We start from the raw sequence: 13,228 nt of genomic DNA on the forward strand, positions 1-13,228 counted from the left end.
AGGTAGGGAAGGTGCGCGGTCAAGCGTGTTTTCTTCTCTATCCACGCATCTGCCGGATGCACACAACTGGGTACGATGCTTCTTCAAAAGAAGACTTACAACTCAGCAAAGGGGCAAAGCCGTTTGCGTCTTCCCAGGTTGCCTAGAGAGGGACTTCCAAGATAAATTTTGCCTCACAGGACTTGGAATGTTTTTTAAGTGCACAGGTGTAGTGTATCCAATTCCTGCGTATTCACTTTAACTTTAATTTTCATGGCAAAGATAGTTTTCCCACAAGTATTATGTCAGTCGGGCGTACTGCGTGGGGAGTCGTCACTTAGGGTTGGGCAAAAAACCTTTAGCCAAGAGAAGAAGTTGTCATGGTTCCCAGAAATGGGCGTCCTAGGACGTGTTCTAATACTCTGTGCAGCAACCTCCACACCAACTTGCAGCTTTCCAAGTGCTCGTCACATACTCTAGTACCTCTTCAAAAAAATCTTCCTCTGGCATTTTCCATCCAGAAACAACATGCTTGCCGTAAGTGGAGTCGCTTGACGAGCTAGCAAGATAGCACGAGGGGAATTCTTGATTGTGCCGAGCAAAAAAGAAAGGCTAGAGAGGTTTTGACCTACGGAGCACGCGATGCTACACGTTCAGTAATATTTGGTGAGGAGGCCCCCACGTCGGGGTTAGGCTTGGGGTGCGCTGGAGTTAGTTAATAAACACGAGAGCACGAGATAAGCAGATGCAGGGCGTGCGACGCAGATCGCCTCGGAGAAGGAGAGGGCTTACTCTGTTAGAGTGAAAAGGTACTTTCTGCCCGGCAGTCCGAGCTGCTATACAGAACAAGAAAAGAAGCAAAACAACCATGGCTGTAAGAATTCGACTGAAACGCGAAGGGGCCCGCAATTGCCCCTACTATAAGATCGTGGTAACTGACCAGCGTCATCCAAGAGACGGCCGGTTTATTGAGATTGTCGGCAGATACAATCCTAGAGGTCTAGAAGGTGATTTCTCTGTTGAGCTTGATAGGGTAGCCTACTGGTTGGGGGTGGGCGCTCAGCCTTCTCAGACGGTGCATAACTTGATTAAGAAGGAGAAAGCGCGGGGTAGACTGCAGGGTCAAGCTTCCGTTGTCGTGTAAAAAGCGAGCTAAGGCCGCTTTCTGGGGTTTTTGCGCGTCTTACCTGTGTACTACTGGCTGCTCATTCTCCTATTAGTTAGATCCGGGACTTCACGTAACGTGGGTCGTGCAGTATATCTGTTAGGCTGCTGAAAAGGCTTAGGGGGTAGTTCACCAGATTTTCTCTGCAAGGGGGGAGGAAATCTGAGACGTTGTCAATAAGACATGGAAATAACACTAGTTTTGCTTAAGCCAGACTGTCTTTTGAAGCGGCACGTTGGGGATATTCTTTCTCGCTTTGAGGAAAGTGGCTTTCGCATCTGTGGGATCAAAATGCTGCAGCTCAATGCTAGAATTCTTCGCAAACATTACGCGCACATCGCCGACAAACCGTTTTTCCGAGAGGTGCAGTCCTTTATGGAATCCACGCCTGTTATTGCTCTAGCATTGGCAGGTAAGGATGTAGTCGCACGCGCTCGGGAGCTAGCCGGCCCTACCGACTCGCTGAAGGCAATGAAAGGAACTATTCGTGGGGATTTCGGCCAAGATGTTATGATCAACGCTGTCCACACATCGGACTCATCAGAACAAGCCGAGAGCGAACTTAAGTATTTCTTTCAAAGGGAAGAGATTTTTGAGTACGCGCTGCCAGCGGCACCTTGGAACTAGGCTCCCTTTTTTTGTTAACTGGGGTTTATTTCTTCACTTCCCACAACGCCCCCCCCAGTACCAACATTATCCTCTTTCCACCGGTAGGCATCCGTAGCAGGTAATCCTAGTTGATCCAAGACACGCCATACTACGGTATCTGCCACCTCTCCAATAGTGCTTGGCTTGCTATAGAAGGAGGGCATTGCCGGTAAAAATGTGACGCCGGATTCTATCGCCGCTATCGCGTTTCTCGCATGGACTAGATTCCAGGGAGTTTCCCTTACTACGAGAATTAATTTACGTCTTTCTTTAAGAAAGACATCCGCAGAGCGCAAGATGAGGGATTCACTCGTACCTGCTACAATACGTCCGAGAGTTCCCATAGAGCATGGTATGATGACCATTGCATCAAACCACGTGGAACCGCTAGCGAATGGTGCATTCATGTTCCTGTTGGAGTGTCGCCGAATTACCGCGCTCTTCGGAAGCCGTAGCTCATTGATTTCTTCGTGGATAACCTGATGAGCAAAAGAGCTGAAGATAAGGTGGATTTCGTGCGGTGGGTTGCCAGGGAAAGTATCCAGATAATCTAGCAACCGCTGGAGATAAATAGCTCCACTAGTGGCTGTTGCTGCAATAACAAGTTTCATAGAGAAGAAAAAGAGGTAGGAAAGATTGCAAATAAGGCCAGCTCCTGGTGGAGCTGCATGATGCTCATTATACCTAAACCAGGTAAATCGGATAAATAGAATCGCCCATATAGAAAATGGGAAAGACGGAAAAGACTGAGCCTACCCACCGAGTTGGAAATAAAAAAGCTCGTTTGTCTTACCGAGCGTGTGGGGGGAAGATGTCTTCTCTTCTTCAAGAAAACAGTCACTCTGCAATGGAGCCTTCCGAGTTAGCTGTCGTTATTGTTGGTAAGGAATGTTCTGGTCTTCGGTACAAGATGGGACCCTTGGGTAGCCTAGTAGAAAAGGACGTTCTTCTAGAATCTCATGGAGCCCCTAGTGGTGACCGATTTAAACAAGTACCCCCGGGGCTCCCCTGATTGCAGTGAAAAGAGACCTTCAATGGTCAGTGCATTCAGGGTAACCATAATCCCTGCGGGAGCGTAGCTGTTCTTGCAGGGATAGTCTACATAGGGAAGGGGGATTCTTCTCCTGTTTTACCCCCAGAGATCATTGTATTCTTCGCGGGTCCAAGTACATTGTGGCCCTCCTAGGGGAGGGCTATTGGTTGGCGCTTTGTGGCTTTCTTTTCCCTATGCCATGTGCGTTACAGAGGTTTCTGGAGTAAACGCCTTTGGGCATCGGTACTAAGGAATTCCCAAATGGCGTCTAGGTGTGCCTTTAACTCTGCCTTTCTAGCGGAGAGCTCATCACCGGCTTCTGTGGGAGATGGCAAACTGGAGGGGCAAGTTGCGGATAGGTAGAACTTAATTTTTGGTTCTGTCCCGGAAGGGCGCACTATCACCCGAGAATGGTCTTCCGTCTCAAATGCAATCATCGCCGTCTTTGGTATTATATCCCCCTCGGCATCAGTGACCGTCTCCTTGGCAAAATTGCAAATATTGGTTACCAAAGATCCGGCGATAGATTTGGGAGGACAAGCCGCATAGGACGAAACCAAGTCCTGGATTTTAGAAGCACCTTCTGCGCCCTCAAATGGCATTGAAACAGTTTGCTCTAGGTAAAGGCCATAGGTTCGAAAAATTTCGTCTAGTATCTCGTGAACCGTGACAGATCTTTCTCGAGCGTACGACACTAGCTCCGCGAAGAGGAGAGCAGAACCATTAGCATCCTTGTCACGTACAAAATCGGATGCACTGTAACCGTGACTTTCTTCCCCACCAAAAATGTAATACGTAGACTCGGATAGCCGAAGCACACGCGTTTCCTGCTCACTGAGCTCTGTGTAGCCAGCCCGCTTATCTGCAGGGATCTGCTCCTCATATTTATGAAGCTTCGCCCCAATGTATTTGAACCCAGTTAGGGTTTCAACGCATCGGACTCCAAAGCGCCTACAGATGGCCTTCTGTAAGTCAGAAGTAACAAAACTCTTAAGACACGCAGCACGTGTAAGGTTATTGACATTTAACACTCCCAACTCAAAAAGCTTGGTAATCCGATACCAGAGCAGAAGGACTCCGATCTGGTTACCTGTCAGTAAGCGCATTTCCCCTGCTTCATCCCTGGCTGCTACTCCCATTCGATCCCCGTCTGGATCAGTACCAATTGCTACCTCAGCCCCCAACCGGTTTGCATCCTCTATTGCTAAGTTAAGAGCCGCAGGCTCCTCGGGATTGGGTGACGCCACAGTTGGAAACTGTCCGTCCGGATCTCTTTGGGCCTCTACGATCGAAACGGAAAATCCAAACTTACGTAGTAAATGGGGGATGATTGCCATCCCAGTTCCGTATAGAGGAGTATACACAATCTTTGTTGCGGCTGCCTGACGAGCTACCAGCTCTTGGTCCAAGATCAACGTCTGCAGGCGCTCGAGATAGGCCAAATCAATTTCTGCACCTAACCTAACCACCTCTCCTTCATCGTAGAAGGAAGGAGTATCCCACGGAAGCACCTGACGAACTTTTTGAATGATTCGGCTAGCATGAGGCTCCATGACCTGGCCCCCATCTGTCCAATAAACCTTGAATCCATTGTATTCTGGAGGATTGTGACTAGCAGTAATGTTTACTCCGGCTGCCGCATGCAAATAGCGTACAGCAAAGGAAAGTTCCGGGGCGGATCTAGGCGAGGAAAATACCAAAGCATCACAGCCTTTTTCCGCGCAGGTACGTGCGCAAAGCTCTGCAAAACGGCGCGAGAAATATCTTGTGTCATATGCAATACAAATCTTAGGGCGCTCCTCTTGTCCTCCTACGCTAAAAACTTCCTTTACATATTCAGCCAGTCCCTTTGTAACTTTTGTGATATTAAAATCGTTCATCATGTTGGTTCCTACGCTAGGGAATTGGGGGCATTCCCCTCTCAAAGAGGCTCCTTGCTCGCTGTGAGTAACAATGGAGCGAATTGTGTTTCCACGTAGTCCTCCAGTGCCAAAATGAAGCATGCAGAAGAATCTGTCATTTAATTCCTTCCACTGACGCCTTTTTACAAGCTCCGCGACAGATTCACTAGTAAGGGAGGAACTGTCCTCTTCTAGCAAAAGGCGAATGTTTTCTACCGTAGAGGGTAGAAGATAGCCCTCCGATGCCGCCCTGCTAATGTAAGAAAGGAGCAACTTCATAATCCAACATCTTTGTAGATAGAGTTCTATACTAGGATAAATTCTGGCTGGAAAGGTAGAAAGAGAAAGGAGATATAACACGAAAGCTGTAGCTCGTGATTGTGTGGGGATTAACATAATGCGCAGACGCGCAAACGTGTAGTGCTTGCTTTCCAGCAAGCTTCGGGCGAATCTCCCCGTCGGGAGGCTTTTTTTAGCTTGGCAAGACCTGAAAGGACATCCCCCTCCCTTCCCTCTCACTTTGGATGTTATACTGGGAGGGAGGAAAACCTGGGGTGGGGGGGGGGGAAGAATCTCACCTTTTAACTGGAGCCGGAGGAGCAAAAAAAATGCCCCCCTCCCCATCACGATTATTCTTTCTCAGGACGCAGGGGCAGACAAAGGATTTAAACCCTCCTGGAGAGGAGGGGCTCAAGACAACGGTATGGTTTTGCCACTGGTAGCAAGCCCCTCTAAAGCATTAAGAACCTCGGCTTCAGTAAGAAGCTCCGACAAGATAATGGGGTCCCTAGATGTCTTGGCCGGATAGAGGACATAGAGAGGGACACTAATGCGACCGAAAGAGTGTAGAGCGGCACAAATTACAGGGTCCCAGTTAGTCCAGTCTGCTTTAAGCGGTATAATTCCCTTAGACTGAAACGCAGCGATGACAACTGGACGATCCAAAACAGCTTTTTCATTGAACTTGCAGGAAAGACACCAATCTGCGGTAAAGTTTACAAAAACGTGATAGCCAATAGCTTGAGCTCTATGTAGGATGGAGTCGGAGTAGGGTAGCCAGGGGATTTTTGAATATTTGCCACTTTGAGCTCTGGTGGTGTAGGCGCGTGCGCCATGTGGCCATGCCAGGTAATAAGTGGCAGAGGTCACTATAGTCAGACAGGCTAAAAGCAGCCACCAGGGCGGTAGTAAACCCTGCTGTTGGTAGCGTCCTCTGGAGTTCTGAAAGATTCCCAATGACCAGCAGCAGATAGCAAGCAATAATAGCAATGTAAGTGTGGCAACTATTGACGATGTTCCTAGCTGGTTGCCCAGCACACCCAGCAGCCAGATTATTGTAGCAAGCAGAGGAAAACCCATCAGCTGTTTTGTCCATTCCATCCATAAGCCAGGTTTAGGGATCAGCCGGATCCAGCTTGTTTGTATAGAGAGGATCAAATAAGGTAATGCCATTCCAGTTGCTGCGGCCATAAATACCGCAAATGCTGTCGCGTTACTTTGAGCTAAAGAAAGGCCGAGGGCTGTACCCAAGAATGGAGAGGTGCAAGGTGTTGCTAGCAGCGTAGTGAAAGTCCCGTGAAAAAAAGCTCCCCACAGCCCATCCCACTCCGAGAGACGTACAAGCCCGGTCGCCACTGTACTGGGGATGGAGACCTCAAAGATGCCAAACATGCTCAGGGCGAGGACGAATGTTACTACAATAACAACCAAATTAAAGACAGGACTCTGGAATTGGAACGCTGTCCAGTTAGAAATATTTCCCTGGGACTTTAAGACTAGGACAAGACTTGCTAATAAAAAAAACCAAAAAAAGATTCCAGCTGTGAAAGCCAGCCCGTGGTAGGGAATCCTTCCACGATTTTTTTCCGCCTGTTGAATTAAGCCAAAGATTTTCAGAGAAATGACTGGAAGGACACAAGGCATTAAATTCAGGATCAATCCGCCTAGGAATCCATAAAAAATTGCTTGAAGCAGAGTAGAAGAAGCTATAGAACCCGGAGCCGGGATCCTTCTGGAAAAGGTAGAGCTTGGGGAAATATCTGTGAACTCATATCCCTCGCGGGTGTTGTTTGTGTTCTCTGCAACTAGAACCCCGTTCAGGGGTCCGTTGTTAACCGGAACCCGAATAACCCACTCCCTTCTATCTTGGGGAAGATGATGAATCGTGCTTATTTTGCCAATTAACTGCTGAGGGGCTGGAAGGGGAAAAAATAGGAGTCTCTTGACATCTTCACTGGGCTGGGCATGGATTTCTATCCCTCCGGCGTATTTGGAGAAAACTACAGGGAACGGAGGATTACTGAGAAGGGGTAGGAGACGCTCGGATTTCCTAAAAAATTGGTCATTCTTTGACTCAACGCGGGTGGATACAGGAAGAGTAAGGGACAGATCTGCTATCTCCGGAGCGCAGCTGCTATCGGCGCATGCCAGCCAAGTGACGTGCCCATTTATGGTGACCTCCTTCATATCCAGTCGATTTGGTGGTCGGATTTGGGCAATAAGGAGGACCTCCCCTCTGTATCCATAGTCCACGACACCATCTTCTAGGATGATGTATTCTGGAACAGGCCATCGAAGAGCTGAAGCCTTAAATCCATCCGGCAGTTTCCAGTCGATGGCTATGGGAATACCTATACTACCTGGATTTTTCCAGAAGGTATGCCATCCCGGAGGCATTTGGAGAAGTAATCCAACCTGGAAAGTTTTGCTTGGGGCCACGGTCGAGGAATTTGCAATCAAAAAAGCTTGCACAACCCGTTTGGGGTTTTGGCTCTGGAAGGCTGATGGCACCGCTTCCATACCATGGAGTGTAAGCAAAAGGCAGCTAAAGAGTATTGTAATGGGCTTCCACATGGGGCGTGGGATCCTTGCATAGTCGAAAATCCTGTCGGCGTTCACGTCTTGCACGAGGATTATAAGATGTGTGCCCCATTACTCTGCATGGGGAAAGAGAGGGAATCACTCGAATGGAGGAAGGCTGGAAGCACATAGCACTAAATTTCGGCAGTACATGACGACTTATAAGAAGCCCCCACGAAAGAAAGGAGGGGTATTCGCGCAAAGGTTCCACCTCAACTTCTCCAAAGGAGACTTTGAAGTTCCTTTCTCCTTTTTATGAGCTCCAGGGGCCCCGGAAAAAATTGGAGAGACACGGGATTATTAAGCGCTTTAAGTCAGAAGGGGAACAAAAAGATTCAAGAAAGTGTCCCCTATCCTTCCGCTACCGTGCCATCTATTGTAATGAAACGTCAACCTCTGCCTTAATTTCTTGGTGGTAGGTTCCGGGTTTCGTAGGAGAGTCCGGTCCATCCACTCTTCTCTATGGCTTTTCTGCTCTCTTAGTGAATTAGATCTTGTCCGGTTGGCCGATTGTTACTCCTTGCTCTAAAAGCAGTTGATGCATGTCCCTGCAGGAAAGCGGTGGCTTCACCCCGTCATAATTGGAATTGGAGCAACAAAATGTGCCCTAAACTACGAAATAGCTAAACACTAGGAGACCTCTCCTTTAGAGAGGTCCTCCCAGCCTCTTGATTGGAGAATGCTCTCACGTCGCCCGTAGCAAAGCCAAACTGCACAAGTTCTACTCTGCTGTTTATTCAAAAAGTGCATCCGCCTCTCCGTGCTGCTGCAATAATTGCCATTTAGCACAGAATAGACCTGCAGGTGCAAATCACTTCCTCCTATTCTTTCCCTTCTCCCAGAAACCGCATTCTTAGAGAAGATAGTTTCGAGAGGGAAAAAGATACAGGGGGCGATAACGCCAGGGCATCCCCTTCCGTCGAAAGACAAAAAAAACCTATCTAGCCACCAGGGTATCTACAAACCATTGCTTCCCCTGATTCTAACTGCGGTACTGAGGTCTCAAGAAGAATAAAGAAATGCTCCTGCCGGGAGTCGAACCCGGATTTAAGGTTTAGGAAACCTCCGTTCTGTCCATTGAACTACGGGAGCCACAAAATGGTGCCTCCTACACTTGACTTAGGGGGATATCTCAGCCGTTTGTCGGCCTTTACTTCTTCATCACGCAACACCCATACCTGCACCATTCCCAGATCCAAGGAACTCTGATAACCTTCCCAGGAGAAGAACCGACTATGGATATGCACCACCGGCATAAAGAGAGAAACATTCTTTGCCTGGGAAGCAAGTATTTTTAATACCAGACCGCTACGCTCCTCTATATGCCTCTAGGGGCCGTTTTCCTCCACCTTTTTCTGGAGAACTGACTCATCCAGATGCCTACCTTTACGAAAAGCAACCCAGCCGCCGAAGAGCAGCGCCCTGTACCCCCTTTGTTTTCCCACTCCCTAAGAGCCCTTGTGCGCCGTGCCTCCCAGGGAAGGCTTGTGTACTACTCCAGGCTTACCCCATACAATCGCATTTTCAGGGAAGGAGTACCCATTCTAACCTATCATAAGCTAGAGAGACCTCCACAGGGAGTACGCAGGAAGGACCTCTATGTGCGACCGTGTCTGTTCAAAAAGCAAATGGAAGAACTTTGGAAGGAAGGGTTCTGTACCACTCACTTACGAGCGCAGAAAAATTTTGCCCAGCCAAAGAACAATCGCTTGGTGATTACTTTTGATGATGGAAGTAGGACAGTTTTTCAGCATGCCATGGTCCCGCTCTGGAAGTTAGGCTTCACCGCAATCCAGTACCTAGTTACAGAGCACATCGGAGGAAGAAATGAGTGGGACACTTTACTCGGGGAAGTGGAGGATCCTCTCATGGATGAGAGCCAAGTACGTACTTGGCTGTCCGCTGGTCACAAGATCGGTGCTCACACCTTGACGCACCCGCACCTAACATATTTGGATCGACGGCAAGCCAGGGAAGAAATTGCCTCTAGCAAAAAAAAGCTGGAGGACATGTTTGGGGTAGCTGTTCAGCATTTCTGCTATCCTTATGGTAGTTGGAAGGTATGGGTGCGAGACCTGGTAGAAGAGGCTGGATACAAGACAGCCGTAACGACCGATCCCGGTATTTGCCACACTAATGCCATAGATCCGTTCATTTTGCCACGCATTAGCGTACGCCAGCCACCCATGAATTTACGAGGCTTGCTAGATCGGCTCCTCTCCTTCCTTTTCCTCTGAAACAACAAACAGGTGTGGCAGCAAGGTTTTGCTAGCAGGACGGTCATCTACTAGGGCAGTAAAGTAGCTAGCCTGAGCTGGCTTTTTTTGGAGAATTGGGGACGGTGAGGGGAACAAAGTCAGCAGCGTGATAAGAACTGCGTACCAATGGTCCACTGGAGACAAACTCAAAGCCTTTGGAGAGAGCAATGTCCCTATAGCGATCAAAGATGGCTGGAGGAATGTATTCCACCACCGGAAAGTGTCGAGGGCTTGGACGAAGATACTGGCCTAAGGTCAGTACTTGGACGCCTGTCTCAAGTAGGTCATCCATGGCTTGGAGGAGCTCAGCTTCGGCCTCTCCTAGTCCAAGCATCAGGCCGCTTTTGACGACGAGGCTGGCCCGGAGGCGTTTAGCCATAGAAAGCACTTCCAGAGAAAGACGATACTTGGCTCGAGATCTCACAAATGGAGTTAGCCGCTCCACGGTTTCTAAGTTGTGGTTAAAGACGTGAGGGTTTGCATCCAGTACGATTTGTAAGGCCCATTCTCTGCCGTTGAAGTCTGGGGTGAGGACCTCGACAACAAGAGAAGAATCAATTGCACGGACAGCCTGAACGACGTGAGCAAAATGGCTGGCGCCGCCATCTTTCAAGTCATCGCGCGCGACAGCCGTAAGGACAACATGTTTGAGTTTCATACGACGGACGGCCTCAGCTACGCGCTCTGGCTCGTCCTCTTCCAGAGGAAGAGGCTTAGCTGTAGATACAGCGCAGAATCTGCAGGCTCGAGTGCAACGATCGCCGGCGATCATAAAGGTAGCAGTCCCTCGACTCCAGCATTCCCAGCGATTTGGGCACTGAGCACTCTCGCAAACCGTGTGAAGTTTCAGATCAGCAATTAGCCCCTTGGTGGAGAAGAACACTGGGTTAGAAGGAAGGCGAACTTTGATCCAAGTCGGCTTCCGAGCTTGGTGCAATGTAGAGTCACTAATAGGATTAATAATCCCTGGAGGCATTGTTTCGAGAGAGTTGTGAGTTTGACACGAGTAAGAATCGCGGAGCCCCTCCTTCCCGCCGGTCTTCCCCATTCCACCAAAGACCAAACTACTTCAGCGAGATTTCGCTTCGACCGGAGATAGCATAAGAGAGCGTGCCCACGTCGGCGTACTCTAACCCACCACCGACTGGAAGTCCATGGGCAATGCGACTTACCAAAACCCCTTTTTCAGAAAAGAGATGAGCCAGATAGTGTGAGGTTGCGTCTCCTTCCACATCGGCACTCAGCGCAAGGATAAGCTCTTGCGGACGCTCAGACTCCACTCTCGCTAAAAGAGACGGGATCCGCAGTTGTTCAGGACCAATACCGTCCAGTGGAGAGAATTTTCCCCCCAAAGCATGGTAGCGACCCGAAAAAACGCCGGCACGCTCAATGGCAACGATATCACTGGCAGTTTCCACCACGCAGATGGGATAAACACGCCGTTCTGGTGCACTACAGATTCGGCAGAGATCCTCCGTTGTGAAAAAACCGCACAGCTTGCAGCTCCTTAGACATTGCGAGGCCTCCTGAATAGACCTGGCAAGTCGAGCAGGGTTGGCATCACGAGATTGGAGAAGCCAGAGGGCAATGCGCTCCGCACTGCGAGGACCAATTCCGGGCAAATGCTGCAATTCTTCTGTGAGAAGCAGGTACGGTTTAGGGTAGTAAATTTTACTCAAGAAAAAAGTAGGGGGGAATTAGAAAGTCACCGAAAGCAGAAAGCCCTACGCAACCAAAGTAGGGGTATCCAATTTTATTGGGCCCTATATCAAGTTAAAAAGAATTCATAACGGGTCACGTTCTTCTATCTCTGTTCTAGCAGGTAGGGGGGGTTCGGTGTCTTTTTCTATAGACTCTCCCCGCTATGGTAAGATTGGGCCACTAGCCTGCTCAAATACTCTTCTGGATTGTCAATGGCTTCTTCTGGAAGTACTAGCTTGGTAGGCTCCAGTTTACTTTTTTGGATAAGATGCAGGCCAAATTGGTAGTCTTTAAACAACTTTTCGCAAAGCTCACGCATCGTGACTTTTTCTCTAATCGCCCGTTTCGCAAGGCGTGTAAGTGCAGATTCCGAGGCCTCCACCTGCACTTCATGTTGTTCGCTAAACTGCTGCATAAACTGCTTAGCTTCAGTACGCAAAGTACGTTCCTTTTTGGCAAAACCGCCCTCAAGCAGGCAGGAAAGATGGATGCTGGGTTTTTCCACTAGGGCTGCATCTACGGTAAACGACGTGACACCAGCACCTGGTAGCGCATACTTAAAGTCTCGCAAGAGTCTCTCTAGAACGGTGAGCAGACCACGCGCTCCGGTCCCTTCCTGGTGAGCAGAAGCGGCGATTTTCCATAGAGCTTCCTCCTCGAAATGTATCTCAATACCATAAGAACGGAAAGCGCGTTCGTACTGAAGAATAATGCTATCTTCCGAATGCCTCATAATCTGGAAAAGATCTTCAACCTCTAGAGCATGACAGATAGAGCGGACTGGAAGCCGACCGATGAATTCAGACTCGAATCCATATTCGATAAAATCCCGAGTATGAGCCACCTGTAAAACATTGCTTTCCGAATCAGGGGCGGCCCTTTTGGTGCAAAAGCCAACCTGCAACTGTTGCTTTCTATGATGGATGATGCGGTCCAACCCCTCAAAAGCACCACTCACAATGAAGAGGATATGTTTGGTGTTGATAGTCTCCCTGCGCACCGGGCCGCGGCCACGCTGCGTTTGCATCTCCATGACAGACTGAATCTGAGACTGGATGTCTGAGGGATTTTTTAGAGAAACCTCGGTTTCCTCCATAAGTTTCAGCAGCCCGGTTTGGACACCATGCCCACTTACATCTCGGCCTGGATTTCTAGAAGAGGTGGCAATTTTATCAATTTCATCAAGAAAAACGATGCCTATCTCGGCTAGTGAAATGTCCCCCCCTGCATACTCTACTAGTTCTCGGACAAGATCATCTACGTCTCCGCCTACATAACCCGTCTCACTGAATTTAGTGGCGTCCGCCTTGACAAAGGGTACACCAATTAACTCAGCAATATGTTTGATTAAGTGAGTTTTGCCTACGCCCGTTGGACCAATCAAGAGGACATTTTGTTTGGTATATCCGGGCAAGTTTTCCCCACTCACGGCTTCCCTAGCGTGGTGATAGTGGTCACAGACAGCAACACTTAGCACTTTCTTTGCCTCTTCCTGTCGAATAACAAAGCGATCCAAGTGCTCCTTTATATCACGCGGAGTGTAGAGGAACTGAGAAAGAAGAGGATGTAATCTCCTACCGCCACTACCAGTAGAGGAGGGCTCGCCCTGCCCGAAGGACTGGGGCACAACCGATTGCTTCTCGCCAAAAGTGACCCGAAACACCTCGGACAATCTCTTTTGCAT

General features: G+C 48.9%; 10 protein-coding genes and 1 tRNA gene. 4 read left to right on the plus strand and 7 right to left on the minus strand.

What is annotated here, in order from left to right; genetic code table 11:
• Window positions 1–847 precede the first annotated feature (847 nt).
• Both rpsP and ndk read left to right on the plus strand, forming a co-directional pair.
• A complete protein-coding gene (gene rpsP, locus JMM79_02165) occupies window positions 848–1,123 on the plus strand; it encodes a 30S ribosomal protein S16 (GenBank protein QQY08056.1) in 276 nt (91 codons plus the stop codon).
• A 204-nt stretch (window positions 1,124–1,327) separates the two neighbouring features.
• A complete protein-coding gene (gene ndk / locus JMM79_02170; GenBank protein ID QQY08057.1) occupies window positions 1,328–1,771 on the plus strand; it encodes a nucleoside-diphosphate kinase in 444 nt (147 codons plus the stop codon).
• A 14-nt stretch (window positions 1,772–1,785) separates the two neighbouring features.
• On the opposite strand, the gene JMM79_02175 is transcribed toward ndk, so the two are convergent.
• Entirely contained in the window at window positions 1,786–2,403 is a 618-nt protein-coding gene (locus JMM79_02175; protein QQY08058.1) for a UbiX family flavin prenyltransferase, read from the minus strand.
• Between the two features lie 200 nt (window positions 2,404–2,603).
• Between JMM79_02175 and JMM79_02180 the strand changes: the two genes are divergently transcribed.
• Window positions 2,604–2,804 (plus strand): hypothetical protein, encoded by a 201-nt coding sequence (locus tag JMM79_02180; protein ID QQY08059.1) that lies wholly within the window; start codon window positions 2,604–2,606, stop codon window positions 2,802–2,804.
• A gap of 227 nt (window positions 2,805–3,031) precedes the next feature.
• Here JMM79_02180 and JMM79_02185 read toward each other — a convergent pair whose 3' ends face one another.
• From JMM79_02185 to JMM79_02195, 3 genes are all read right to left on the minus strand, one after another.
• The gene (locus JMM79_02185; GenBank protein ID QQY08060.1) at window positions 3,032–5,005 is read right to left on the minus strand and encodes a phospho-sugar mutase; all 1,974 of its coding nucleotides are present in this window, start codon (window positions 5,003–5,005) and stop codon (window positions 3,032–3,034) included.
• Window positions 5,006–5,416: 411 nt separating this feature from the next.
• The gene (locus JMM79_02190; GenBank protein QQY08061.1) at window positions 5,417–7,444 is read right to left on the minus strand and encodes a thioredoxin family protein; all 2,028 of its coding nucleotides are present in this window, start codon (window positions 7,442–7,444) and stop codon (window positions 5,417–5,419) included.
• Between the two features lie 1,161 nt (window positions 7,445–8,605).
• Window positions 8,606–8,677: transfer RNA gene (locus JMM79_02195), tRNA-Arg, on the minus strand.
• A gap of 395 nt (window positions 8,678–9,072) precedes the next feature.
• On the opposite strand from JMM79_02195, the gene JMM79_02200 reads away from it, so the two are divergent.
• Window positions 9,073–9,822: a polysaccharide deacetylase family protein gene (locus tag JMM79_02200; GenBank protein ID QQY08062.1), complete on the plus strand. Its 750-nt coding sequence runs from the start codon at window positions 9,073–9,075 to the stop codon at window positions 9,820–9,822.
• Window positions 9,823–9,889: 67 nt separating this feature from the next.
• On the opposite strand, the gene lipA is transcribed toward JMM79_02200, so the two are convergent.
• The 3 genes from lipA to JMM79_02215 all read right to left on the minus strand — a co-directional run bounded on the left by lipA (window position 9,890) and on the right by JMM79_02215 (window position 13,228).
• Complete coding sequence (gene lipA / locus JMM79_02205; protein ID QQY08063.1) at window positions 9,890–10,819, minus strand: lipoyl synthase; 930 nt, start codon at window positions 10,817–10,819, stop codon at window positions 9,890–9,892.
• 88 nt (window positions 10,820–10,907) lie between these two features.
• On the minus strand, window positions 10,908–11,513 hold the full coding sequence (recR, locus tag JMM79_02210; GenBank protein QQY08755.1) for a recombination protein RecR: 606 nt from the start codon (window positions 11,511–11,513) through the stop codon (window positions 10,908–10,910).
• Window positions 11,514–11,689: 176 nt separating this feature from the next.
• The gene (locus tag JMM79_02215) at window positions 11,690–13,228 is read right to left on the minus strand and encodes an AAA family ATPase (GenBank protein ID QQY08064.1); all 1,539 of its coding nucleotides are present in this window, start codon (window positions 13,226–13,228) and stop codon (window positions 11,690–11,692) included.

The sequence above is a fragment of the Candidatus Xiphinematobacter sp. genome (assembly GCA_016766635.1).
Classification (GTDB): Bacteria; Verrucomicrobiota; Verrucomicrobiia; order Chthoniobacterales; family Xiphinematobacteraceae; genus Xiphinematobacter.